This is a genomic window from Nostoc sp. FACHB-280, assembly GCF_014697615.1.
Lineage (GTDB): Bacteria > Cyanobacteriota > Cyanobacteriia > Cyanobacteriales > Nostocaceae > Nostoc_B.
In genome coordinates, this window is record NZ_JACJSD010000031.1 from 1 (window position 1) to 25,431 (window position 25,431).

The 25,431-nt window shown below is 41.6% G+C and carries 23 protein-coding genes and 2 pseudogenes; 13 read left to right on the forward strand and 12 right to left on the reverse strand.

Annotation, left to right across the window (positions count from 1 at the left end; genetic code table 11):
• Positions 1 to 103: pseudogene (locus H6G75_RS20895) on the forward strand (IS5/IS1182 family transposase); the annotation flags it as partial.
• A 319-nt stretch (positions 104 to 422) separates the two neighbouring features.
• Positions 423 to 650, forward strand: coding sequence for a DUF167 domain-containing protein (locus tag H6G75_RS20900; RefSeq protein ID WP_190981942.1), 228 nt, complete (start codon positions 423 to 425; stop codon positions 648 to 650).
• A gap of 13 nt (positions 651 to 663) precedes the next feature.
• On the opposite strand, the gene H6G75_RS20905 is transcribed toward H6G75_RS20900, so the two are convergent.
• Positions 664 to 1,602, reverse strand: coding sequence for a lysylphosphatidylglycerol synthase domain-containing protein (locus H6G75_RS20905; protein WP_190981943.1), 939 nt, complete (start codon positions 1,600 to 1,602; stop codon positions 664 to 666).
• A 527-nt stretch (positions 1,603 to 2,129) separates the two neighbouring features.
• Here H6G75_RS20905 and H6G75_RS20910 point away from each other — a divergent pair.
• Positions 2,130 to 2,645: a DUF6658 family protein gene (locus tag H6G75_RS20910; protein WP_190981944.1), complete on the forward strand. Its 516-nt coding sequence runs from the start codon at positions 2,130 to 2,132 to the stop codon at positions 2,643 to 2,645.
• A 99-nt stretch (positions 2,646 to 2,744) separates the two neighbouring features.
• Positions 2,745 to 3,314, forward strand: coding sequence for a hypothetical protein (locus H6G75_RS20915; protein ID WP_190981945.1), 570 nt, complete (start codon positions 2,745 to 2,747; stop codon positions 3,312 to 3,314).
• Between the two features lie 85 nt (positions 3,315 to 3,399).
• On the opposite strand, the gene larC is transcribed toward H6G75_RS20915, so the two are convergent.
• Positions 3,400 to 4,671, reverse strand: a complete 1,272-nt coding sequence (larC, locus tag H6G75_RS20920) for a nickel pincer cofactor biosynthesis protein LarC (RefSeq protein WP_190981946.1) — start codon at positions 4,669 to 4,671, stop codon at positions 3,400 to 3,402.
• A 98-nt stretch (positions 4,672 to 4,769) separates the two neighbouring features.
• Here larC and H6G75_RS20925 point away from each other — a divergent pair, with 98 nt between their 5' ends.
• From H6G75_RS20925 to H6G75_RS20935, 3 genes are all read left to right on the forward strand, one after another.
• Positions 4,770 to 5,429 carry an L-threonylcarbamoyladenylate synthase gene (locus tag H6G75_RS20925; RefSeq protein ID WP_190981947.1) on the forward strand — a complete coding sequence of 220 codons (660 nt, stop codon included), beginning with the start codon at positions 4,770 to 4,772 and terminating at the stop codon, positions 5,427 to 5,429.
• 372 nt (positions 5,430 to 5,801) lie between these two features.
• Positions 5,802 to 7,019: a HetZ-related protein gene (locus tag H6G75_RS20930; RefSeq protein ID WP_190981948.1), complete on the forward strand. Its 1,218-nt coding sequence runs from the start codon at positions 5,802 to 5,804 to the stop codon at positions 7,017 to 7,019.
• Positions 7,020 to 7,265: 246 nt separating this feature from the next.
• The gene (locus H6G75_RS20935; protein ID WP_190981949.1) at positions 7,266 to 7,742 is read left to right on the forward strand and encodes a PD-(D/E)XK nuclease superfamily protein; all 477 of its coding nucleotides are present in this window, start codon (positions 7,266 to 7,268) and stop codon (positions 7,740 to 7,742) included.
• Here the strand turns inward: H6G75_RS20935 and H6G75_RS20940 are convergent.
• Positions 7,739 to 8,572, reverse strand: a complete 834-nt coding sequence (locus tag H6G75_RS20940; protein WP_190981950.1) for a DNA adenine methylase — start codon at positions 8,570 to 8,572, stop codon at positions 7,739 to 7,741. The two genes, H6G75_RS20935 and H6G75_RS20940, sit on opposite strands and share 4 nt — an antisense overlap.
• 162 nt (positions 8,573 to 8,734) lie before the next feature.
• On the opposite strand from H6G75_RS20940, the gene H6G75_RS20945 reads away from it, so the two are divergent.
• A complete protein-coding gene (locus H6G75_RS20945; RefSeq protein ID WP_190981951.1) occupies positions 8,735 to 8,941 on the forward strand; it encodes a DUF751 family protein in 207 nt (68 codons plus the stop codon).
• 109 nt (positions 8,942 to 9,050) lie between these two features.
• Positions 9,051 to 9,455, forward strand: a complete 405-nt coding sequence (gene rbfA, locus H6G75_RS20950; protein ID WP_190981952.1) for a 30S ribosome-binding factor RbfA — start codon at positions 9,051 to 9,053, stop codon at positions 9,453 to 9,455.
• A gap of 171 nt (positions 9,456 to 9,626) precedes the next feature.
• Here the strand turns inward: rbfA and H6G75_RS20955 are convergent, their stop codons facing one another.
• Positions 9,627 to 11,471: a serine/threonine protein kinase gene (locus H6G75_RS20955; protein ID WP_190981953.1), complete on the reverse strand. Its 1,845-nt coding sequence runs from the start codon at positions 11,469 to 11,471 to the stop codon at positions 9,627 to 9,629.
• 163 nt (positions 11,472 to 11,634) lie between these two features.
• On the opposite strand from H6G75_RS20955, the gene H6G75_RS20960 reads away from it, so the two are divergent.
• A complete protein-coding gene (locus tag H6G75_RS20960) occupies positions 11,635 to 12,120 on the forward strand; it encodes a hypothetical protein (protein WP_190981954.1) in 486 nt (161 codons plus the stop codon).
• A gap of 228 nt (positions 12,121 to 12,348) precedes the next feature.
• Here H6G75_RS20960 and H6G75_RS20965 read toward each other — a convergent pair whose 3' ends face one another.
• Entirely contained in the window at positions 12,349 to 12,963 is a 615-nt protein-coding gene (locus H6G75_RS20965) for a Uma2 family endonuclease (protein ID WP_190981955.1), read from the reverse strand.
• A gap of 219 nt (positions 12,964 to 13,182) precedes the next feature.
• The gene (locus H6G75_RS20970; RefSeq protein ID WP_190981956.1) at positions 13,183 to 14,622 is read right to left on the reverse strand and encodes an RtcB family protein; all 1,440 of its coding nucleotides are present in this window, start codon (positions 14,620 to 14,622) and stop codon (positions 13,183 to 13,185) included.
• 339 nt (positions 14,623 to 14,961) lie between these two features.
• Here H6G75_RS20970 and H6G75_RS20975 point away from each other — a divergent pair.
• Positions 14,962 to 15,454 (forward strand): annotated as a pseudogene (locus H6G75_RS20975) (REP-associated tyrosine transposase); the annotation flags it as partial.
• Positions 15,455 to 15,568: 114 nt separating this feature from the next.
• Here the strand turns inward: H6G75_RS20975 and H6G75_RS20980 are convergent.
• The 5 genes from H6G75_RS20980 to H6G75_RS21000 all read right to left on the reverse strand — a co-directional run bounded on the left by H6G75_RS20980 (position 15,569) and on the right by H6G75_RS21000 (position 21,701).
• A complete protein-coding gene (locus H6G75_RS20980) occupies positions 15,569 to 16,909 on the reverse strand; it encodes a DUF4157 domain-containing protein (protein ID WP_190981957.1) in 1,341 nt (446 codons plus the stop codon).
• Positions 16,910 to 17,031: 122 nt separating this feature from the next.
• A complete protein-coding gene (locus H6G75_RS20985; RefSeq protein ID WP_190981958.1) occupies positions 17,032 to 19,098 on the reverse strand; it encodes an ATP-binding protein in 2,067 nt (688 codons plus the stop codon).
• A 43-nt stretch (positions 19,099 to 19,141) separates the two neighbouring features.
• Complete coding sequence (locus tag H6G75_RS20990; RefSeq protein WP_190981959.1) at positions 19,142 to 20,308, reverse strand: cysteine desulfurase family protein; 1,167 nt, start codon at positions 20,306 to 20,308, stop codon at positions 19,142 to 19,144.
• Between the two features lie 3 nt (positions 20,309 to 20,311).
• Positions 20,312 to 20,938 carry a restriction endonuclease subunit R gene (locus H6G75_RS20995; protein ID WP_190981960.1) on the reverse strand — a complete coding sequence of 209 codons (627 nt, stop codon included), beginning with the start codon at positions 20,936 to 20,938 and terminating at the stop codon, positions 20,312 to 20,314.
• Between the two features lie 43 nt (positions 20,939 to 20,981).
• Positions 20,982 to 21,701 (reverse strand): Uma2 family endonuclease, encoded by a 720-nt coding sequence (locus H6G75_RS21000; protein ID WP_190981961.1) that lies wholly within the window; start codon positions 21,699 to 21,701, stop codon positions 20,982 to 20,984.
• A gap of 574 nt (positions 21,702 to 22,275) precedes the next feature.
• Here H6G75_RS21000 and serA point away from each other — a divergent pair.
• On the forward strand, positions 22,276 to 23,856 hold the full coding sequence (serA, locus tag H6G75_RS21005) for a phosphoglycerate dehydrogenase (protein ID WP_190981962.1): 1,581 nt from the start codon (positions 22,276 to 22,278) through the stop codon (positions 23,854 to 23,856).
• Positions 23,857 to 23,931: 75 nt separating this feature from the next.
• Positions 23,932 to 24,849, forward strand: a complete 918-nt coding sequence (gene prmA / locus H6G75_RS21010) for a 50S ribosomal protein L11 methyltransferase (RefSeq protein ID WP_190981963.1) — start codon at positions 23,932 to 23,934, stop codon at positions 24,847 to 24,849.
• Between the two features lie 86 nt (positions 24,850 to 24,935).
• Here the strand turns inward: prmA and H6G75_RS21015 are convergent, their stop codons facing one another.
• Positions 24,936 to 25,394 (reverse strand): cobalamin biosynthesis protein, encoded by a 459-nt coding sequence (locus H6G75_RS21015; protein WP_190981964.1) that lies wholly within the window; start codon positions 25,392 to 25,394, stop codon positions 24,936 to 24,938.
• Positions 25,395 to 25,431 lie beyond the last annotated feature (37 nt).

Consider the following 25,431-nt stretch of genomic DNA (forward strand, 5'->3'; position numbering starts at 1 on the left):
GTACCATCGTTTGAGTAAGGATTACGAACGTCTTCCTGAAATGAGTGAAGCTGCTATATATGCCGTTATGACTCGTATTATGTTACGTCGTCTAGCCGTCTAAAGATTTACTTTATAAATGGTCTCTCATCATTTTTTTCTTGCTCATCGTCACCGCGATGGGCTTTTTATTTAGGGACTGCAACTAAAAAGATATCCCAATACGGTTCTTCTTGGGGCGAGAGGTCTATTTTATTAACTAACCGCAGAGAGATGAGAGCAATACTTAACTGAACCGTATTGAAATATATACTATAAATATGTAGGCAGAGAGTAGAGGAAAAAATAAAAATATCTTCTCTTGAAAATTGGAGATTTTGCTTATGATGTATTTGGTTGTATTTTAGGTTAGTTGTGGCTAGTAAAAGTAAGGTAAATAGACAATGCAAAAAAGAGTAAAAGTCAAACCTAATTCTAAACAACAGAAAGTTAAAGAACAAGCAGATGGAAGTTTAACTGTATATTTAAAATCGCCGCCGATTGATGGGAAGGCGAATGAAGAATTAATTAAGGTTTTAGCTGATAAATTTGATGTACCGAAGTCTTATGTCAGCATTAAATCAGGTTTATCTTCTCGACAAAAGCTGATTGAAATTCAAACTGAGATTTAGCATTCATACTATTTTAGTTATTGGTTTTGACTAAACGTTCGTCTAGCCAAGCTAAAGCCGCACCGGATGTCTCAGCTAAGATGCTGATGAGACGATATAAAGCGATCGCACTAATCACGACAGCCGAGGGAAAACGATTCTGCAAAAGTGCGATCGCTGTTGCTTCAAATACACCTATTCCTCCTGGCGCACCGGGAACTACTAGCCCTAGCAGCCAGGCAATACTAAAAGCTCCAAATAATAAAGGCATTTGGTTAATATTGATAGGGTAAATTGCCAACATAGTCAAAATAAACCCTAAACTACGCAGTCCTAAAAATCCGACTTCTCCTAACAAGGGACGAAAGGGATAGCGTTCAAGATTGATAGTAACTTGTGACTGATTCCTATTAGGCGATTTTTTATTTTTTAATTTGTATAAAAAGCGAATTACTGGGTTTAAAAACAAAGGATGTATACCACAAAGTATGACAACTAAAATCACAAATTGTAATATTTGTATAGCTAAATTAGTCTGAGTTACAGCAAACTGGCTACCTAACATCACAACAATTATTAAAGCGGCGGCGGCCATAAGTAATGGTTCTAATAACACACTAATGGTTGCTACGCCTCCAGAGACATTGGCATTTTTCGCAGCCATAATCCGCCCATAATAATGCCAAACATTACCCGGTAAATACTTGGCAATGTTAGTTTTCAAATAGGCTTGAATAAATGGAACAGATGGTACGGATTGATTTAAATCGCGTAAAACCCAAGTCCAAATCCAGCCAGCCCAAGTATGAGCTAATAAAGTTACCCCTGTGGCGATCGCTAAAATTGCCCATCCTGCTGCATCAATTTTGATAGTCGTCACTCCAACCCAATTGTCTTTTAAGGCTTTGGCAACAAAAAACAGCGTCCCACCTAAAATTAACCAGCGTAAAAATTGCTTCATCACTTTGGTCATTTATCTAGCTCAAGCAGCAAGGGATGAGTATCTCAAGTCTTATGGTACAACAGTTATACACCAAAACCTGGACTAAATTAATAATTGGATTTGATGTACTTCAAGTAATTCTTTTAACAATTTTTGTCCATAACACTGATGTTTTGTAATGTTTTTACATTTATATATTGATTTTTGCTTATTGTTATTTTTAGACAATCATTGGCTTATATCATTTTCTAATATTTAATATCTCTCTAAGGTAGGAATTAATTTTTATTTTTAAAACTTCCTAAATCAAAAATAAATTTATTATGTCTTTTCTAACCGCAAGACTTAAAATGCTTAATCTTATCTCTCCATAGTCAGATGTAATTATTACATTTTAGGTCAATATAATGTGACTTAAGCCAGATGTGAAATTTATTTTTCATTATTAGTATTGGTAATTGTTGGTCAAATAGTAGTCAACTAAAACAAGATTTTAACTTGCTTAATTAACTAGTTTAAAAGCAAATAAACTTGTTCATAGTTGCAAGGAGGTACTAATGAAAAAGTTGATGGCATTCTTGAAAAACCTCAGACTACGCCAAATTTTAACTGTATTTTTGGCAGGTATGATTTTGGTAGTTAGTACTGCTTGTAGTAGCGGAGATGTTACAGGGGCAAATCCTCAAAACCCCGCAGTACAAGCTGGTGGTGCAAACAATCCTTATAAGAATGGTGGAGATAAATATACTAGAAATTTAAGCAATAACGCTTATTTACCTGCTAGTTCATTAATTGCTACAAATCCAGAATCAGAAATCCTCTACCCCGGTGCAGAAACCCCCCAAGGCAGAGTTGAGAAAGAAAAAGAATTACCAATAATTACAAAGGAAAACTTTCAAAAACCTGAACCTGGAAATTTAATTCAAAATGAACCGAATTTAGGAAGTCGAGTACAAGACAGACTAGAAACTGTAAAAGAACAATTTCAAGATGCCAGCAGCTTCGTCAAGGAAAAAGCTGATGAAGCAAGTGCTAGACCTGAATTGCAAAAAAATCCGGCAGTAGGCAGATAAAATTTTTGCTTTGTTTTGGTGTTAGAGAGTAAATATTTGCAATCAAGTTTTATCGCCACAAACTTGTAACTGACTTACACAACCTCAAGGAGAAAATCTATGCAAAGATTCATTGATTGGTTAAAGAATATTCGCCCTTTGAAAGTTTTAAGTGTGTTCTTAGCAGGTGTTTTTCTGATTTTGACACAAGCTTGCAACAGACCTAGTATTGCAGGTCAACCACCACAGCCCAGCGCCCAATCACCAAATACTGAGCGTTATGATCCCACAAAGGCTTATAATCTCAATTCTCCTGAAGGTGGGATGAATAACTTTAGTGATGTAGATCCGAGAGCGAAAAATTTTGAAAAAGCTGCTAAAAATAGAGCTGAAGATTTGAGCCGCAATGCCGAAAGAAATATTAATGAAAAAGGCATTGATAGCCCAGAACAATATGCTCGTAATTATCGCCAAGGTACCCCTTTACCGGAAAGAGTGAAAAACTTAGGTGAAGATATTGGTAGTTCTGCTCAAGGCACAGTCGAAGGTGTAGCGAAGGGAACTAAACGTGGTTTAGAAAATATCAAAGAAAACACCAGTAACGCGGCTCAGGACTTAAGCAGAAATGCCCAACGCACTGGCGAAGATGCTAGTGATGCAGTAAACCGGACATTAAGAAATGTTGACTAAAATTTAGTCAATTTCCAGTAATGAAGAAAAATAGAGGAGTTAGAGTAGTTATTTCTAACTCCTCTATTTTTCTTAGTAAATTATTTTACGAATACCAATGTTGCAGGGCTACTCTGTGAACTTCTCGCCAAGGCAGATTGTGTTGTCGGGCTAATGCAGCACAGTCTTCATATTCTGGTTGTACATTGGTGATTGATTTATTTGGCGATGTTCCTTGCCATGCAACTTTGACACGTACCTTGCCATATTTTGTTTCTACTTGTTGAATTTCCCGTTGCAGGATGGCGCGTTGTTGGGTGGTGCGGCGAATACCTAAAGTGCTGGTTTCACGGAATAAAACTGCTTCACATTGGGTTAAATTATCTTGATGACAGATAACTGTTAATAAGATACCAGGACGGGATTTTTTCATACCTATGGGTTGGGTGAAGACATCCACTGCACCTGCGGCAAATAAGGCTTCAAACACATAGCCAACTGCTTGGGGACTTAAGTCATCAATTTGAGTTTCGAGTACGGAGATGGTTTCTAAAAACGGGCTGATTTCTTGAAAATTGGGGACATCTGCCGGAAGGCTGGTGCTTTCACCCAGCCACAGGCGTAGTATATTGGGAATAGGAAGATTGATAGTTCCCGCTCCCAATCCCACTTGTTTAAGTGTCATCGATGGCGGATTACCAAATTCTCTGACTAATGTAGTGGCGATCGCAGCTCCTGTTGGTGTTACCAGTTCCTTTTCAATGCCGTTACTGTAAACCGGGCAACTTCTCATTTCCCATAATTTCAACACTGCTGGCACTGGTACCGCCATTTGACCATGTGCAGCCCGCACCGTACCGCCACCTGTTGGCAATGCCGCACAGTAAAGTAAGGGGAATCCTGAGCGATCGCTATCAATGCCCAACCAATCTAAACCCAAACAAGTGCCGACAATATCTACAATCGCATCCACGGCACCGACTTCATGGAAGTGGACTTTTTCTGGCGCAACACCATGCACTGCCCCTTCCGCTACTGCTAATTGTTGGAATACTGCTAAACTCCAAGCTTCCGCCTGTGCTGGTAACTTTGCCTGACGAATCATCTGCTCAATTTCTGGCAGATGACGGCCATGATGGTGATGATGTTCGTGGTGATGGTGATCGTGATCATCCTCCACTAAATCCACATGAACCTTAGTTGCCTGTTGACCATTTTTTTGTACAAGTTCCGCCCGCAAATGGTACTCCTGAGCAATTCCTAAATCATTTAATTTTGTAACCAAATACTCTACAGGAACACCCAGACTGACTAAGGCTCCCAGGCACATATCACCAGAAATTCCCGTTGGACATTGAAGATAAGCTATTTTACTCATAGGGGTTAGTCAATAGTCACTTGTCATTAGTTATTATCCCCCTGCTTCCTTGTCTTCCTTGTCTCTATCGTCCCCCTTTCCCAAATCACCGTGTTTCTATGGCAAAAATTTTCACAGTGCATCCGGATAATCCCCAAAGCCGTCGAATAGAAGAGATAAAGTCTGCGCTCTCACATGGGGCGGTCATGCTTTACCCTACTGATACGGTCTATGCGATCGGTTGTGATTTAAATGCCAAGTCGGCGGTCGAAAGAGTGAGGAAAATCAAGCAGTTAGCGAATGATAAACCATTAACATTTTTGTGTCCTTCATTGTCAAATGTAGCGACTTATGCGTTTGTCAGCGATACAGCTTATAGATTAATGAAGCGGCTGATTCCCGGCCCTTACACATTTCTGCTCCCCGCTACTAAGTTAGTACCGCGACTGGTACAAAATCCTAAGCGGAAAACAACTGGGATTCGCGTACCAAATCATACTGTATGTCTGGCTTTGCTGGAAGCGTTAGAAAACCCGATTATTTCCACTTCAGCACATTTGCCAAGTCATGAGGCGGATAATGGGAAATTTAGCTCAGAAGGTGAACCGCAGCTATCACGGGTAGAGTTATTTGATTATCTGGATAACTTAGTAGATGTCATTGTAGACACTGGCGAAGAACCAACATATCAAGTATCGACAATTTTAGACTTGACGGGAGACGAACCAATGATTACAAGACGGGGGTTAGGTTGGGAAGCAGTAGCAGCTTGGGTTTAAGAAACATACTTCACAAACTGAAACTGCCGTTTCGCAAACCTAGGTTAAAAACGCTCCAGTTTGGGGATTGTCATACTGAATCATGGCTGGGAGTGGGTAGTCAGGATAGGAGTAAAAGTATATCTAGCAAGGATTTGCACCAATTGTGGACGCGATGCTTATATTTGTGTTGTCTGCAATTTGGTTACGGTGTCAAAAAGCGACACATTACTTTCACTGTAACTTTTTTAAATTTCCTACAGTCATATACATAAGCAGTGCTGGCAATGAATCTTGTATGGATGAATACTTAATAACTTTCCAGACAAGAACGTTTTCAGATGCTATCTTTGCGTTGTAGTTACGGTGCTATACCCTACCCTAGGAAAATTCATGAAAGCTAACCTTGTAAATCTACCAACCTCCACACCCAATTTTGTTGTTAGCAATGTTGCTATTGAAGAATTCTCAGAGGCAGATACTTTAATACAATTGCTGTGTCAGGAAATACAGGCGCAAGTCAAGGCAAGTTCTGGATGTGTAAAAGCTGTAGCGCAACGCATAGCGAAAGAAGTCAGACGAATTTGTGATAAAAGTTCCCGTATTCAAACATCTGGACAAGTTCAATCTTGGCAGCTAACTTTAGCAAAACATCGTTTGCACAAGTGTCTGCACTACTACCAACTGGGTTCTCGGCGAGGACGGGTAGAGTTACATAGTAGTTTAGGTGCGATGGTTTACCGTCATGTTATGCCATCCGGCTCAGAATACGGTTTTGATGCACGTTACAATTTAATAGAAGATTTTCTCCAAGCTTTTTATATTGAGGCGATTAAAGCTTTCCGCCGGGAAAATGAATTGGCTGAAGATTATCAACCACGCACTCAGCTGCAATTAGCAGAATATATGGCATTTACAGAACAGTATGCCAAACGCCGGATTAATTTACCTGGTGGTAATAATCAACAGTTAATTATCTTACGCGCTCAAGGTTTTGCCCGTCGTCAGCCCCAAGAAACTCCTGTAGATATTGAAATGGCGGTAGAGTCGGCTAAGGGTGAAGATGCAGAATCTTACCAACGTAATCCAGCCGTGCAGCAAATCCGCTCTAAAATGGTGGCGCAAGGTCATGGTGATTTGTCGGAAGAATCAGAACGCGATCGCGTCATCTCCGAATTAGTAAAATATTTAGAATCTCAAGGTCAATCTGACTGTATTGACTACCTCAGCTTGAAGCTGCAAGACCTATCCGCACCCGAAATTGACCAAATTCTCGGTTTAACCAGCCGCCAGCGTGATTATCTGCAACAACGCTTTAAATATCATGTCGAAAAGTTCGCCAAGCAGCACCAATGGCAATTGGTTCATCAATGGTTAGGTGCGGGTTTAGAACAAAAATTAGGTTTGTCTTCTCAGCAGTGGGAAACTTTTATTCAAGTACTTTCCCCCCAACAGCAACAAATTTTACAATTAAAAGCAGCCAGACATAGTGATCAAGCGATCGCTAAAGCCTTAAAATGTACTCCCAAACAATTGCAAAAACGTTGGACTCATCTCCTAGAAATTGCTTGGTCTATCCGTAACGGTAATAGCGAAGTTCAAACTGGTTGAGTTTCAACGCAGAGTATCGCTGAAGTCAACACACAGAACATAGAAGTTTTCTTCACCCAAATTTATCTGCGTGTATCGGCGGTTAATTACTCTGAATCTCAACCATTTTTCACTACTTTTTTAGTACACAAGTACCAAAAATATCCCACTTTTTTCCCCTTTGAAAATTCATATTAAGTAACTGTCTATATGTCCCTGCTTCCATGAAATTCTAGAATATATGGAAAATTGACGGAGGACTTGAGAATGACTATGACTCAAGGCAAACGGGCAAATCAGGCAGGGCGCATTTTAGAAAGTAATGTAGACGCAATATTAACCGGACATAATTATTTTCAAATCGGAAATCATGTCACCAAAGAACATCTTTTAACTGCTCATTTATTACCTAAACGCTACGCTAAACAAGTTTATATCGGCGCAGGTCTTTATAATACTTTGTTAAAAGTAGATTTTTTTGTTGTTGGTTTACCAAGCATACCCACTGGATTAATTATTGAATGTAAATGGCAAGAAAGTGGCGGTTCTGTAGATGAAAAGTTTCCGTATTTGAGTATGAACATTCAAGAATATTATCCAGCCCCAACAATTGTGGTGATTGGTGGGGAAGGGATGCGTGAAGGTGCGATTCAATGGCTCAAACAGCAAGTTAACCTAAACCATAACTTACGCGGAGTTTACAGCTTAGATAGGTTTATTGCCTGGGCTAACAAAAATTTTTAATAAGAAGTAATTAATAATTCGCTGATAATGCCTCGCTTTTTAGTATTAGAATTAATCGAGCGAGATGCAGCGATATCATAAATATTAAAACTGATTTCTGTGTATATTTCTCTGATAAATTCACAATCAGAATTACAGACCATCACCTTAACGCCGCGATTTGCTAACTCAGCACAAACATTTCGCAACCGAATTTGGTCTTGTTCACCAAAAGAATTGCCATTATAACCAGTAAAATAACTAGTATTGCTAATAGGATGATAAGGCGGATCACAAAATACAAAATCATCACTATTATTAGCATAATTCAGCACATTTATAAAATCTGCTTGCTTGATTTCCGATGATTTCAAAGCTTGAGATGCGGCTCTGAGTAAATCTTCCTGACAAATACTCGGATTTTTATAACTACCTAAAGGCACATTAAATTTACCTTGGGAATTAACCCGATATAAACCGTTGTAACAAGTTTTATTGAGATAAATTAACCGCGCCGCTTTTTCTAAATCATTATTACTTGTATGGGATCGGACACTATAATAATAATCTCGATTATGTTGGGCTTTATGCGCTTGTAATAAGCTAATTAAATCTTCTACTTGATCCCGGACGCAGCGATAAGTAGTAATGAGTTCAGCGTTAATATCTGTTAAGATGGCTGTGGTTGGTTGTAAATGAAAAAAAACCGCACCCCCACCTAAAAAGGGTTCATAGTAAGTCTGATAAAGCTTGGGAAAATAATTAATATATTGTTGAATTAGCCGACTTTTACCCCCTGCCCATTTTAAAAAAGGACGTGGGCAAATTTCTGGAAGCATTTGAATAACCATTGACTGATAAGTTCACTAATTTAAGCTAGTAAATATAACAAAATATCGCTAATGCAGCATATTCTATATTAAGTGAGTAATTTTCATCTGCATAGATTACAATTAGGTAGATAAAGCATATCAAAACAAACGTCAGTTCATAACAAGGCAGTTTAGATTTCCATGTTTGACGGATTTTGGGATAACGTTTTTCGCTACCCCCGCTACTTAGTTACTATCCTCGTTGGGCTTCTGGTGAACACATTCGAGCCATTATTGCCCTTGTTAAAACGTCCAGTCACCTTAGTTGCTGTTGTCGGCTTATTACTGGGCGGTCTGGCTTTCGTGACACTCACCCTCCGCGCTATGCTGGGTTTGGGTGCAGTTTAGACTGGGAAAGATGAGGGCTGCTGCTTTTGGTGTTGTTAGCATTGGGCAGAGTCCTTCCCAGATTTCCATTATTGATGTTTTATAACCTCTGTGAACAGGCAAAGATTTTATGGCTACAAATCGCCGCATTTCTCGTGTTGCTGAATTAATCAAACGGGAAGTTAGCCAAATGTTACTCAACGGCATTAAAGACGACCGTGTGGGTACAGGTATGGTCAGTGTCACTGATGTAGACGTTTCTGGCGATTTGCAGCACGCCAAAATCTACGTCAGTATTTATGGTACGGAAGAAGCTAAAGCCGAAACAATGGCAGGTTTAAAGTCAGCCACTGGTTATGTACGTAGTGAACTTGGCGCTAGAGTCAGGCTACGTCGCACCCCAGAGGTAATTTTTATCGAAGACCGTTCTATAGAACGCGGTACTAAGGTATTATCGCTGTTGAATAAACTCCAGTATGAGCGATCGCTAGAACCTGAAGACACTGAAGAAGACATTGGCGCAGAAGAAGATTAACAGGACTTACATACAAAGATTCTCTGTTGAGACTGGGTGAAAGGGTTTGGGGTGTAAGGGTTTTAGATACATACCCCTACACCCCTTAACCCTCTCCCCAACCCTTGATTTATCATTTTTATGCGTACGTCCTAAGAATATTCCCTCATACAAAACTTTCTTCTCTAACCTCTATTGTTTCTCTGGTTTGGGAGTTTTTTGATTATTTTGCTTATCTTCCGGCGGAAAAGCTTGTTTACCGAGATTGTCGGCTGCTTGTTTAAATAAAGGTTCGATTTTATTGCGCCAGTATTCGGTATTGGGTAACTTTTCAGGATGATTTTTGTAATCTAAAACCTTGTCCCAATTACCATCATCCATTGCTTTGTTGATGTCATTAAATAGAGCATCAGCCTTAGACCAATCTTGCTGCCATTGGCTAATGATTTTACCTGTTTCTTGAATACTAGCAGAAGCATTGGCAGGAATTGACTTTAATAATGCGATCGCACCAACTAAATCTCCTGACTCATACTTTTTCTTCGCTTGTTCCACAACCTGGTCGCTATTTTCATTAGCTTTTGCTGGTTCTGATTTTTCCCCCTCAGCATTTGCTGTCTCTGGTGGAGTCGTCGTTTTAATCGCCTTTGGTTTGGGAAGGGGTCTAGCCGCAATTAGCGTACTATCATCAACAGTCTTAATCGCAATACCTTTATCCCGCAGACAACCCAGCCATTCATCATTGTTCGAGATCACATCTGCATAAGCCCAAGCCAAGCGCCCAGAATTCAATTTAACTTGTATCCAATTGCGTTTTGTCCGCAGGCCAGTCACCTCAAAAGCAGTGTCCTCACCAATGGTTTTGAGAACATTATCAGAATTAATCGAACTCGGTTCCGAACGAATGTTAGAGTTACCTGTCACCATCGCCAAGCACTTATTTCCCGCAGTGGCGTGTTGACTCGTGAAATTAGCAGTGAAATTTCTCACATTCGGATAGACATTCGCCACCAAAGCCGCTGCACTACCAGCTAAAAGTATCCCAATTAATAATGGCAGGGGGTCAGATTTACTAGAAGTTCTGCGGCTGGGTTTGCTGACACCAGGATTTGCTGGCGCGACTGCAAGAGTTGGTTGAAAAGACGACGCAGGTTTCGCCCCAGAGTAAGCATGATTTATCAATGGTTCTGGTGGTGCAGCTGGTGTTAACACGGGACTCATCAGACTCACACAAGCTTGCAGTGCTTCGGTAGCCGTTTGATAGCGGTCTTTAAAGTGATAATGCACCATCTTTGTTAAGATTGATGCCAAACGATAGCTAACAGGGGCTAAATGTTGCCAGCGAATCTCGCCTGTATCTGGGTCTTCTTGTAACTCAGAAGTTGATACCCCTGTAATTGCTTGAATGGCAATCATACCTAAAGCATAAATATCACTATTAGGGCGGGGTTTACCTTGTCCTTGTTCGGTAGGCATATAGCCAGGAGTCCCAATAGCGACAGTGGCCGTAGTTTGTCCACCCACCGTCACCATTGAGGAACTTAACTGTTTAACTGCGCCAAAGTCTACTAAAACTAATTTATTATCTGAAGAACGGCGAATAATATTATCTGGTTTAATATCGCGGTGAATCACACCTTGCTGATGGACAAACTCTAAAATCCCCAATACTTCCTGCAACATTTGTAGAACTTGATTTTCATTCCAGCGTTGACCAGAAATGAGTTCATCAGTTAAGGGATGTCCTTCGATATATTCTTGAACTAAAAAGAATTCTTGATTTTCGTCGAAATAGGCCAAAAGCCTGGGAACTTGGTCATGATATCCCAAACGTTCCAAAGTTTCTGCTTCGTTTTGGAACAGGCGTTTGGCAGTGTCAAAAATTTTGGGGTCAGAACTGGTAGGCTTGAGGTGCTTGACAACGCAGATAGGGTTTCCTGGCCGCCTTGTATCTTGGGCGATGTAGGTTTGACCAAACCCTCCCTTAGCCAGCACTTGAATTACTTGGTAACGATTATCCAGTAGCTTACCGATCATATTCCCTCCCCAGAGTTATTACCTAATTTTCCAGCTGGTAATAAATATCTCCAAATTTTTTTCCTTGAAATCCGCTATCTTGAGAAAAGATTTGAAATAAATACGTAGCTTTTTTATAAACCCTGTTAATTAACTTTTCTTTTCATATCGCCATTGACGACCGATGCCACCTAAAATAACCAATCCAGTTGCATGGCAACAGGCTGAACTCCTCATGCAACCAGCTTTCATTAGAGTTGTGGATAACATTCGCAAGCAACTCGACGCATCTGCTTGGAAGGGAACCTACCATGATGTGCTGATTTGGCCGCCTAGCACCACTGACGAAATGAAAGCCTTGGTAACAAGACTGTTGCAAGAGATGGAAAGTGCCACACCAGAACAAGCAGAGGACATCCGTAATACCCTGTCTCGGTTGCCAATGCCCCATCCAGGATATCATTTGCAATTGCAACGTCAAGAGCAGCAAGTCAGCGTTGATTTGTGGGAATTGTGTTATCAAGTGTGTTTCGCCAATTACAGCCCGGAGAATGAGGCTGTGGATATTGATACTAGTTTAATTGATGAGTTGGGTGAAGTAGATTGGCAAAATCTAGAAAATAAGACAAAAAATTTAGTAGCCCAGGTGTTTGCAAGTTTACCTGAATAGTTGAGTAAAGACACTGCACATTTATATGTTTCACTTGTATACAACTCTAGTGAAAGTGCATTGACTGAATTGGCGATCGCTTCAACCTCAAGTAAATCTTAATCAAGGTTGTTTTGGGTTTCGCTATGGCTTTACCCAAGCTTGTATGTATATCAATTGCGATCGCCTAGTTTTTTCAAGAATGCGATCGCTTATATTTTCAGATCAGCAACACCAGAGGCGATCGCACTATCCCCACACCCGACGCAAATTCAACACAAAACCAGGTAACACATCCTCACCTGACAGTTCGGTGGGATTGTCCAACACTTCTACTTCTGTTCCTGGTCGATAAATTTCTACTTGTCGCTGAATAGGATTAATTAACCAACCAAGGGAAGCACCATTCTCAATATATTCTCGCATCTTTTGTTGCAACGACTCTAGGCGATCTGAACTAGACCTTAACTCCACAACAAAATCGGGACAAATATTCGCAAAAGTTCCTTTTTGTTCCGTCGTCAGCCCATCCCAACGTGCTTTACTCACCCAAGAAGCATCCGGAGAACGATTAGCACCATTGGGTAAAATAAATCCCGTTGAAGAATCAAAAGCTTCACCCAAATCTGCGTTTTCTTCATACCAGCGATCTAGTTGTCCGGTGATACTGCGGTTGCGCTTCCCAGTTTCCCAACCCGTTGGTGGGTTCACAATTAACTCTCCTTGTGCGGTTCTTTCTAGCTGTAAATCTCGGTTCACTGCTGCTAGAGCTGCAAACTGTTCTTGGGTGACATACAACCCAATGGATGATGGTAACTCTATGTTAAGAGTTTGATTCTCCGGACTGGTTGGTGTTTGTACCATCTAGACCTTTTATAAAATAGGGATTGCAGGAAAGATGCTTACCTTATTAATTAACATATTCTAAAAGTATATAAGTTAAAGCATATAACTAAGGTGAGTTAATGCAATGTAACGCACCTTAGAAGAGCGATCGCACAACGCATTAGATTAGGCTGTGAAGCGCGATAGGCTAACGCACCGCATCATTTTAGAGAAAGTTACATTGGTTAGCGATCGCATTTATGCTTTAAATGTCAACACCGGACTTAACCTGGCCACTACATCCACCATTCCCGCCTCTACCTGCACATCAATCACAGACTGAATTGGCTTATAAGCTGCGGGTGCTTCTTCAATTCGGCGTTCTGCACGCAAGGTAATGCAGTCTACTCCGGTTAATCCCAGTTCTGACTCAGTTTGAGATGCACCTTGGCGACTCAGGTCAAATCGACTCCGAATTCTGCCAGCGCCATGCGAAGCTGAATTACAAAAAGCTGCATTGCCTTGACCCACCATTAGATAAGAGTAAGCCCCCATTGAACCAGGAATAATCACAGGTTGTCCTGAATGGGCGGGACAAGCACCTTTGCGCGTTACCCATCCTTGACCTTCAGGTAAAGTAATATTGTGGGGTAAGTCGTAAACTAAAGGTGCTTCCACATCACCGTAGACTTCTCGCAACCGCAGACGTAGCAGTTCTGCCAGTAATAAGCGATTGATAAAGCCGTAATTAGCAGCTGTCGCCTCGGCTTTGAGATAACTAGCAACTAATTCAGGATGTGAATGCGCTGACAAAGGAAAAATCTGGGATTCTGGGTACTTCAGACCTTTTGGCCAAGTTGCTTTAGTCCGGTCTCGCCACATTCCCCCAATGTACTTACCGACATTGCGCGAACCAGAGTGAACCATAAAGGCTAATTGTCCTTCTCTGATTCCCCAAGCATAAGCCAGGGAACGATTTTCGATTTTTTCAACTTGTTGTACTTCAACAAAATGATTGCCAGAACCAATTGTTGCCAGTCCTCCATCCCTTACTAGTCTAGTATCAGGAACTAATTCTTCTGGTGCTAATTTCCAGTCGCCCTCCATTGCACCACCCAAGAATATAGATTCACTTTCCTGAGAAATTTGATCCAAGTCTGACTTGACAAAACTACCCGTTGGCTGATCGAACATAGTATCTAACCAACCAAGAACACCATACTGAAACAAAGCTTTCATCGTTTGTGCGGTCATGGTGACATCTCTGGTACCAAAGAAGTAATCCCCCTTCATTCGTTCTACGAATAAGTCCCGCTGAGAGAGAAATTTATCAATGCTTAAATCGGCAACGTGTAAGCGCATTCCACAGTTAATGTCCGAACCCACAGCTGCGGGGATGACTTGACCGACAGTTTCAACTACAGAACCAATGGCCACGCCTGCATCACCAGGATGAAAATCAGGTGTAGCACAGGCACGACAGACGCATCCGCCATTGGGGTGGCGCACATTTGCTAAATTAGCTAGTTGCTTAAGTGCTTTAGCTTCGATGGGAAAGTCTTCTGGTAATAAAACTTCAGCTATTGGGGCATCAGGAGAATTAGTTAAACGAACAGAATAAACACCATTGCAATAATTGACATCCAAACCTTGTCGTGCTAAGGCACGCAGGAGACGTTGAATATTTTTTGGCTGCATGAAAACTCCATGAGAGTCTGAAAAAAGACTCTTGTTTTAAATTGATTGCAGAGACATGGGTTCAGCAGCCGCGTCTCAAATATAGTTTGGTGTTATTTTCCCAGAACTATGGGGAAAACAACGGGATTATTTTTAGTATTTTGCCTCTTTTTTTCATAACACAGATTTTGATGATCTGGCAATTCAAACACTGGGAGTTAGCAAAATAATATTTTGTAACTTATGAAACTAAAGTTTTTTGCTTACGTAAACTTTGAATGGTGGCGATCGCCTGTTTCGCTACTATATCAATTTCTGATGTGTTAAACCTGCCAATGCCAAACCGCATGGAAGCATAAGCTTACTCACCACCGTCGTCCTATTTTGGCTGAATCCGAAAATATAGATTGAAGGAAGGGAAGCTTTTCGGTATGTGATGAAACAACATCCCATGAAGATTGATGCGATCGCAATTTTGCCAGAGCATATCCATTGTATTTGGACATTACCCGAAAAAGATGCCGATTTTTCAACTCGTTGGCGGTTAATTAAAAGTTATTTTAGTCGTAAATGTCATTTTTATTATCAAGGTAAAATGACTTCATCTCGAAAACAAAAGGGAGAAAAAGCGATTTGGCAACGTCGATTTTGGAAGCATCAAATTAGAGACGATCGAGATTTTGTTAATCATTTGGAATATACTCACTACAATCCCGTCCATCACGGATTAGTTTTTGCACCGAAAGATTGGCAATATTCGAGTTTTCACCGTTATGTGGAAGCCGGGGTTTATGATTTGATGTGGGGGGCTGAGGAAAGGTTAATATTTAATAACAATATTGGCAAAGAATAAATTGTAAGTAGGGTGAAACGATGGTGAAACCCAACAAATCAACATATTTCATGAGATTATATAATGTTGGGTTTCGTTGCTCAAAGCAACCTACAAGATCAGGCGATCATACTATTAATCCTCCTCGTCGCTTGCTTCTGGGGTGTGATCTCGCACCAGATATTCACGCTTAGGCGGCTTTCTAAAGAACTTCAACCCACTCTTGTGACCAATAGCTTCTTCTATACGCGCTTTATGGGCGAGTTCCTCTTCCCTTCTTACTCCCTTGGATGCGAATCCTCTCTCATCGATTTCCCCGCTCTTAAATTCATCACGGCCGACGATACCTATATCTATATCGCTTTTTTTCGAGAATGGTTTCCCAGTAAGGTAACTTTTTCCCGTAACACTACTGCCGCTGACTATTATAGTACTCTCACGATGCGCCTTAGCCAAAGGGCGGGTTAAGTCTCTGAATTGTTCTTCAGACTCAAACCCCCGTGGATATTTCCGCGGAGTATCCGTCACAGCCGATCTCCCAGTCTGTCCAACAGGCTTTTTCTTTTCTGTGGGTGTTGAAACTGTTGTTAAGATTTTTGTCGCTGTCGCCTTCTCATTATATACACTGGGTACATCTTCTTTCTTTTCTTCCTTTGGTTCTACGTTCAATGAATTGATATATTTACGATATTCTGTCTCGCTTACCGCTTTTTCACTCCATGTTGGTATGTACTCATCGTTATCTTCTTTCCTTATATGGCCTGTTACCCTGTTCTGAATATATTTCATTAACTGGAGCGGCGGAGATGATGGGAATATAGGGGATACCATACTGAGTTCTTGTGGTCGGAGCATCTCTCTATTCCCTATGTCTAGAGTTCGCGCACCCATCATATCTGCTTCTGTTTCCAATCCTTGATCATCATTAATCTGTACCCCTTTCATCTGCATTGTTGGTTTTACCCTTCCTTGCATCTGCTGGACAACATGCCATGTTTCGTGAGGTAAATGTTCTTCTTGCCCAGGTGCAATATGAATTTCTGTCCCTTGGGCATAAGCTAATGCTTGTAATTGGGCTGGTTTGGGCGAATTATAGTGAACCCTGACATTATCTAGGGAATATCCTGATAGATTTTCTACGCCTGCTTTGAGATTATTGGGTAATCCGGTTTGATTGGGTGTTTTTGATTCTTCCTGACGTTGGAGTGATGTATTCTCAGGTTTTGCCTGTAGTGTTTCTGACTGTTCTTCTCGTCGCTGTATTGCCAATTTTGGTTGCACAGGCTGACGCTCTCCTTCAGGATTGAAAATGGAGAACTCTGGTATCTGGCTTTTGTATTCCTGGGTTTCTTGCGGTTGCGTTATTTCTTCTGGTTTTCGCTGCGCTGCAAACGGACGGGACTCTAGAGGATTGGCTGTAGGAGCAAAATTATTCTGAGCCGAAAATTTCTTTTGTGAAGCTTGATGAGTCCGCATAGCAATACTCCGATCGCAGCAAGATGATACTCTATTATTTCACTCTTAAACGCTCTTCAGATTCGACTTTAGTATATTTATTTCACGCAGAGGCGCAAAGGCGCGGAGAGGATAATTACAAACTACGATATCCATCCTTTCACTTCCACATCTGTTAAAGGTCGTTCCATTTTGATATACTCACTTTTCGCGGCTTGCAAAAGATGTTTCATCCCCACAGGTTCATCGCCATCGGCTGCTAAAAAGGCAGCATTTAAAGCAATATTGCGAATATTTCCGCCGGCAACATTCAACTTGGCTAACTTCTGAAAATCTAAATCTGCAATGGGGGTTTGTTGAGGAAAAACTCGTCGCCAAATCTCTGTGCGCTGATTTACATCAGGAAAGGGAAACTGCACAATAAAGCGAATGCGGCGGAGAAATGCCTGATCTAAGGAGGCTTTTAAATTGGTGGTGAGAATTGCTAAACCTCGGTAGGCTTCCATACGTTGCAAAAGGTAGCTTACCTCAATGTTGGCATGGCGGTCATGAGAATCTTTAACTTCTGTTCGTTTGCCAAATAATGCGTCGGCTTCATCAAACAACAGAATCACTCCACCGCCTTCAGCCGCATCAAATACGCGCCGCAAATTCTTCTCTGTCTCGCCAATGTACTTACTCACCACTGCACTCAAATCAATGCGGTAAACATCGAGGTTAAGAGCATTACCCAATACTTCCGCCGCCAATGTTTTACCTGTACCACTGGCTCCCGCAAATAAAGCACTGATACCTAAACCGCGTCCGCCCTTACCAGCAAATCCCCACTGTTCATAAACTTTAGAGCGTTGTCGCAGATGGGCGGCAATATCTCTTAACACACCCAACTCATTGGGCGGTAATACTAAATCTTCCCACTCCGCCGTTGCTGTAATCCGTTGCGCCAATTCATCTAAGCGAGGACGTGCTTGAGTTCGACAGGTATCCCAAAGAAAAGTGCTGAGTGCCGTACACTGAGGGAAGCCGAAGTGTGAGTGCTGAGTTACAGATTCTTCCGCTACACCCTTGCTCCCCAGCACCTCTGCTCCCCATCTGGTTCTCGCTTCGGTGCAAACGTTGTGAATAGCAGAGGCGCTGAGGTTGAAGTGAGAAACGAGGTGATCAATATGTCCATTAAGGGAGGGAGTTAATTCACTTAGGGCTGTGTGCCATAACTGACGTTGTTCTGCGGGGTTCGGTTGATGCACTTCTAAGTTGAGCAGTGGGCGCTGAATGAAGCGACGCTCTAAACTAGAGACAATTACGGGAGCTTGCAGAGTTTCGAGAAATTGATTGATGTAATTTTCTTTACCTGCTTCTGGAGATTCTAGGCGATCGCTCTCAAGAAACACCACCCGCCGATGTAAACGCCATTCCCGTTCCCACAAGCAGCAAATTAAATGCAGTTGATTGATGTTGCTGGCCAGGGTCTGAGCAGAAACGATATATCCTGTTAATTCTAGAGTCTGACAAGCTGTTGCGGCGATCGCTTTTTTGCTGGCTGCTTCTGTTCCGCAAAGCTGCAACACAGGGAAAACCCGATTTTCCTGGAAAGCTTGCACCCAACAGTTTACCATTTGTTCGGATAAAGCCTGATGAGATGGCACTAAATCCTCTACAACCAATGGGGAAACTCCTATTTGCTGCAATCGCTCATCCAGAGGGTGCAATCCTAACAGATAATGGAAAATTTGCTCATCCAAACGCAAAGCACACTTAGCCAAAGCGTTACCTGCACCTATTTCAATTAATCGCCAGCGCCGTAAAGGTGCATCTTGGGTGAGTGCGCCCCAATAAGGTGATGATGAAATAGATAGTGCCAAACTGAATGTAGGATAATCTGAGTGCGGCTGCTCTTGGGCTTCCGCACATAGTCTACCCCAATGCTGCTCTAACTCCATACCAGCACATAACACCACAATTTCTCGCTCAAATAATGATAGGTTAAGGATTTGACAGAGTTGTTCTAGGGCTGGCGGTGCTGAGTTAAAAGCAGGATGATTCGCTAATTGCTGAATCTCTTGATCATCAACAAACAAGCGTTGTTTGGCTTTTTCCTGATTTTTTTGTTCAATGTGCTGTTCTATAACTTGACGAGTTTGGGAAAGCCATGTCATCAAGTAATGGTGATTTGCCGTGTACCAATCTTTTGTAGCAGGGTTAGACAGCATTTATTCACTGAAGGCGGAGTGAAAAGCAGTTGATCATGGCTACTTATACCAAAGTTTTTTGCTTACGTAAACTTTGAATGGTAGCGATCGCATGTTTTGCTACTATATCAATTTCTTCAGATGTGTTAAATCTGCCAATGCCAAACCGAACGGAAGCATAAGCTAGTTGCTCAGAATTGCCCAAGGCTGTGAGAACATAGGAAGGTGCGGTAACTGCCGATGAACAAGCAGAACCCGAAGATACCGCCATCACAGGTTGCAGTCCGAGTGATAATGCAGCACCATCAATTCCTTCCACACTGATATTCAAGTTTCCTGGGAGTCGCTGCGTTGGGTGTCCGTTCAGGTGAATTCCTGCTATTTGTGAGAGTTGTGTCCACAAACTTTCTCTTAATTGAGTCAGACGTGCAGTTTCGGTTGCTTGTTCTGCTAAAGCCAGTTCTATAGCTTTCCCAAAACCAACTATTTGCGGTGTGTACAAAGTTCCCGAACGCATTCCCCGTTCATGTCCCCCGCCATGCTGCTGGGGTGCAAGTTGCACTCTGGGGTTGCGTCTGCGGACATACAATGCACCGATACCTTTTGGCCCGTATACTTTATGAGCAGTCAACGACATTAAATCGATGTTTATTGCTTGCACATCTAAGGGGATTTTACCAATAGCTTGGGCTGCATCGGTATGGAATATGATATTGCGATCGCGGCATATTTTCCCAATCTCTGCTAAAGGTTGCAACACCCCAATTTCGTTATTCGCCGCCATCACCGATACTAAAATTGTCTCTGGACGACAGGCTTTTTCTAATTGGTTTAAATCAATCAACCCGTCAGGTTGTACTGGCAAAATTGTAATTTCAAACCCCAGACTTTTCAGATACTCACAAGGGTCTAAAACTGCTTTATGTTCGGTCGCTACAGTAATAATATGCTGACCTTTTTGAAAATAAGCTTCAGCAATACCTTTAATGGCTAAATTATTCGCTTCTGTTGCACCACTAGTCAATACAATTTCTTCCGGTGTAGCGTTAATCGCTGCTGCTAAGATTTCTCGCGTTTGTTTCACAGCCGCTTCGGCTTCCCAACCATAAACATGGTTAATACTAGCAGGATTGCCAAATTTTTCGGTGAAATAAGGCAACATTGCTGCTAACACTCGTTCATCTACTGGTGTAGTTGCATGACAATCAAGATAAATCGGACGATGAGACATAAATTAATGTAAAACTTGACTGAGTTTTTTTAATATTTGCAGAATTTTATATAACTCATTTTCTCGCCTAGATAAAGTAAATTTATCAGACAAAGCATATTGAGGTTTATCGTATTTTATTAGCTTAATAAATTGAAAATCTTCTCCATTTGTAACTAGTCCAAACACAGGTTTGTCTGTATTGGAACTACCCAACATATATACTAAAGCCTGGGGAATCGCTTCTAAAAGAGATAAACTGGCTCTTTTCGATTCAATTACCAACAACCAAAACTGCTCTTTAATCACCAAGACATCGATTCTGCCTCTGACAATTTCTTCTGCATCTTCGACTGTAATTTCTACAGATTCTTCGGTGGCGATCGCATAAGGCTCTCGATAAAATCCCGCCAAGTCTAATAGAGGCGATATTACCACCATTTTGACGGCATTTTCTAAAATTGGTGGACGCTTAACTAAACTTAAAAAATTAGCTTTGACTCTATCCAAATATTGTTGATCTAAATTTGTCACTGACGGTAAATTTTCCAGCCATTCTGTGAAAAATCCTTCATTTTCTGAAATTTGGAGGCTAAATCTTTCCTCTAAATAAGCAAGTCCGATATTTTGCGCTTGGACTACTTGAACCATATTAAACATCGTGAATTTGGATGAATTATGCCCAAATTAACTTTTAATCAAGAGTATCTGGATCTATACCCAAGGCTCTTAATTGTTCCGCCAATTTTTGAGCGCGTTGTGCTTCCTGTTGAACTTGTTGTTCTGCTAACTCAGCCCGTAATTGTGCTTGCTTAACTTGTTCTGCGGGTGTGGGATATCTGTTTCCTTCTTCGTCATACCAATACAGCCATTCTCTAGTGACACCAGAGTAATTTCCCCGTTCGCAACCAATTCCCAAGCCAATTTCTGCTAACCACACAGGATTGCCTGATTGTAATTCATATTTACCATTAACTAACTTATGCACTTCTAAGCGAGGTTTGCGGCGACGACGGGAAGAATAAATCACATAATAAAGTACACCTAAAGCCTCATATTCTTTTAACTTGTCGCTGTATTCTTTGCGATAGTTTGGCGAAACTACTTCTAACACCAAAGTTGGCAGAACATTTTCATCCCACAAAACATAACTAGGACGCAGTTCTTCATCATAAAACCTTTCTACACCCAAACTTAAAAAACCATCGGGGACAATTGGCGGTTCATCAGGGTGATAATAAATACCCATATCTACGCCAAAAAACCAGTCCATGCGTTCTGACCACAATATTAACAGCATGGCCTTGAGTAACCCTGGGATTAATTCTTGCAGTTCATTATCCACTGGTGTTTCATCAGAGTCTGGTAGTTCCTCAGCAGAGGGCAAGTACCTCAGCAAGTTGTACTCTAACATGGCTAGTTTCCCCAAAACTTACGGATACTGGGCTTTAATCTATGAATCAACGCCAATATCCTCACCAGAATTATAGCGATTTCGGATGAACAGGTTACAGGTTATGGGTAACAGGTTACAGGTTATAGGTAACAGGTTACAGGTTATAGGTAACAGGTTACAGGAGAAAAATTTTATACTCCCTAATCCCTAGCCTCTAGCCCCTACTACGATGATTAATAAAGATATTAGTTTTTTGGATCTCTGATTGGTTTATATTTACGAAAGGGTGTATTAACAGCCACTCTTTTTCCGAGGTTAGGAGGCAGCGTCAGAAAAGTTTAAATTTTGATTTGAGATTTTGGATTGCCCTAAAGATTTTGTTTGCAGAGGATGTCACAGAAGTATCAAATATTTATGGTGCTTTCCCCAGACTATCCGAGTCGCTGCTTTGCTTCTTATGACACTCTCATACATCTAAATTGATGGCAATCTAAGTTGATAATGAAACGAATATTTTTGCTGAATTGTAACCGATAAAGACTAAACTAAAAAGTCTTGTGCAGCAAAACCTCTAGCTTTAAATGAAGTAATCATGTCCAAGGTTCTCGTCTCTGATCCTATTGATCAAGCTGGGATTGATATTTTATCCCAAGTTGCTACAGTTGATATCAAAACTGGTTTAAAACCCGCAGAATTAATCGAAATTATTGGTGATTACGATGCGCTAATGATTCGTTCTGGTACTAGGGTAACAGAAGAAATTATTGAGGCTGGCACACAGTTAAAAATTATTGGTCGTGCTGGTGTAGGTGTAGATAATGTTGATGTGCCTGCTGCTACACGCAAAGGTATAGTTGTAGTTAATTCCCCTGAAGGAAATACGATCGCAGCAGCAGAACACGCATTGGCAATGATGTTGGCTTTGTCTCGTCACATCCCTGATGCTAATGTCTCGGTGAAAGGTGGAGAGTGGGATCGTAAAACTTTTGTTGGTGCAGAAGTTTACAAAAAAACACTCGGTATCGTGGGGTTGGGAAAAATTGGCTCCCACGTTGCGAGTGTAGCTAAAGCAATGGGAATGAAATTACTCGCCTATGATCCTTTCATCTCCAACGAAAGAGCAGAACAAATTGGTTGTCAGTTAGTGGAGTTGGATTTACTTTTCCAGCAAGCAGACTACATCACACTCCACATTCCCAAAACCCCAGAAACTACCCATTTAATCAACGCTGCAACTTTGGCAAAAATGAAGCCCACAGCGCGGATTATTAACTGTGCGCGTGGTGGAATTATTGATGAAGCAGCTTTAGCCGCAGCCATCAAAGAAGGTAAAATTGCTGGGGCAGCCTTGGATGTGTTCGAGTCAGAACCTTTGGGTGAATCGGAATTGCGATCGCTCGGCAAAGATATCATCCTCACCCCCCACTTGGGAGCCTCCACCACAGAAGCCCAAGTCAACGTCGCCATTGACGTGGCTGAACAAATCCGCGATGTTTTATTAGGACTCCCCGCCCGTTCCGCCGTCAACATTCCCGGACTCGGCCCCGATGTTTTAGAAGAACTCAAACCTTACATGCAACTGGCTGAAACCTTGGGTAACTTGGTTGGTCAGTTAGCTGGCGGGCGCGTCGAAACACTCACAGTCAGACTCCAAGGGGAACTAGCAACGAATAAGAGTCAGCCCCTAGTAGTCGCATCCTTAAAAGGTCTACTTCACCAAGCTCTGCGGGAACGAGTAAATTACGTCAACGCCAACATTGAAGCTAAAGAACGGGGAATTCGTGTCATTGAAACCAGAGATGCTTCCGTGCGCGACTATGCTGGTTCTTTACGTTTAGAAGCCACAGGTACTTTAGGTACTCACTCAGTTACAGGTGCTTTGTTAGGTGAAAAAGAAATTCACCTCACAGACGTTGATGGTTTCCCCATTAACGTTCCCCCCAGCAAACATATGCTATTTACCTTACACCGCGATATGCCAGGAATTATCGGTAAACTCGGTTCTCTCCTCGGTAGTTTTAACGTCAACATTGCGAGTATGCAGGTAGGGCGGAAAATCGTCCGTGGTGACGCGGTAATGGCTTTGAGTATTGATGATCCCTTACCCGATGGCATTTTGGCGGAAATCACCAAAGTCCCAGGGATTCGTGACGCATATACAGTAACTTTATAAGGCAAAAGTAAAAGGGCAAAAGTAAAAAGAACTCTCTTTCTTTTGCCTTTTGCCTTTGAACTTTTAACTTTTTTTATGGCAAACACTTGGTGGGAACTGCAAATTTTATGTGAACCAGAGCTAGAAGATTCGATCTTTTGGCGACTGGAAGATTTTGGTAGCCGGGGAACAGCCAGCGAACGCAAAGGAAATTCCTCGTTAGTTAAGGCTTACTTACCGCAATTTCAAGCGCAGTTACTTGATTTGGCTGCATTGGCGCTGCGGTTGCGTCAAGATGCTTTGTGTGTGGGAATGTCTGCACCGAGCTTACATTGGCAATTAATTGATGAAGAAGATTGGGCGAGTAGCTGGAAGCAATATTGGCAACCCCAGGAAATAGGCGATCGCTTTTTGATTAACCCTGCATGGCTACCAACACCAGAAAACTCAGGACGATTAATCATTCTCCTTGATCCTGGTGTCGCCTTTGGGACAGGAAACCATGCCACAACTCAACTGTGTTTAGAAGCTTTAGAAATGCGCTTGAGTGAAGTGCCGCAATCGTTTGTGGGCAATGCAGAAAAAGAACCAGTCACAATTGCAGATATCGGTTGTGGTTCTGGTATTTTATCTGTTGGTGCAGTTTTGCTGGGAGCCGAAAAAGTTTATGCCGTGGATAATGATCCCTTGGCGGTGCAATCCACTTTTAGTAATCGCGCCCTGAATAACATTAGTCCAGAACGCTTGATTCCCGCCGAAGGCAGTGTAGATGTTTTAAGCACAATCATCGACAAGCCAGTCGACGGTATCGTTTGTAATATCTTGGCTGACGTAATTATTCAGTTGGTTCCCGAAATGACAGCGATCGCAAAACCCAGCACTTGGGCAATCTTTAGCGGCATTTTAATCGAACAATCTAAATCTGTAGCCGATGCCTTAGAAAAAAATGGTTGGGTGGTTGCAGCTTTATGGAAAAAGAAAGAATGGTGCTGTTTAAATGCACGGCGTTCTTGATTTGATGGGTAGTTCATTAATTAAATAATGAAATCTCGACTAGTGCTGGCAAACCTGATCACGAAATGGAATTACAATTCCCTTAATCACATTTGAAGTTCTTTCGCCACCGCTACAGTTACGACCCCAGGTAGTTCTGATAAGCGGACAATATTTTTTGGAACTAATAATTTAGCACCAAGTTTGGCATTGTCAGCCGCCAAAATCGCCGCCGCCTCTGCAACACTGGGTGTTCCGGTGGCTTTGGTAATGATTGTAGATGGGTTGGGTACTAGGACGGTAGATAACTTTGCTGCGGAAAATGTTTGCAAAAGCCAATGGCGGTGATGGCAAATTTCTATTAATGCTGTATCTGATGCTTTTGTATCAATGGTAGCAATCCCCGCGATCGCACTTTCATCGAGTAAATATTTTTTAAATACTTGTTCAATGGCTATCACCATCAACTGCGCCGCAGTCCCTTGTTTAAAGCCAATTCCTACCCACAAATGTTGTCGGTAATCAGAATTTTTTTCCTGAGATGTTGTAGTGAAATTAATCAGCAATCTCCGATGATTTGAGTTGGGGAAATTGTCGTTGATT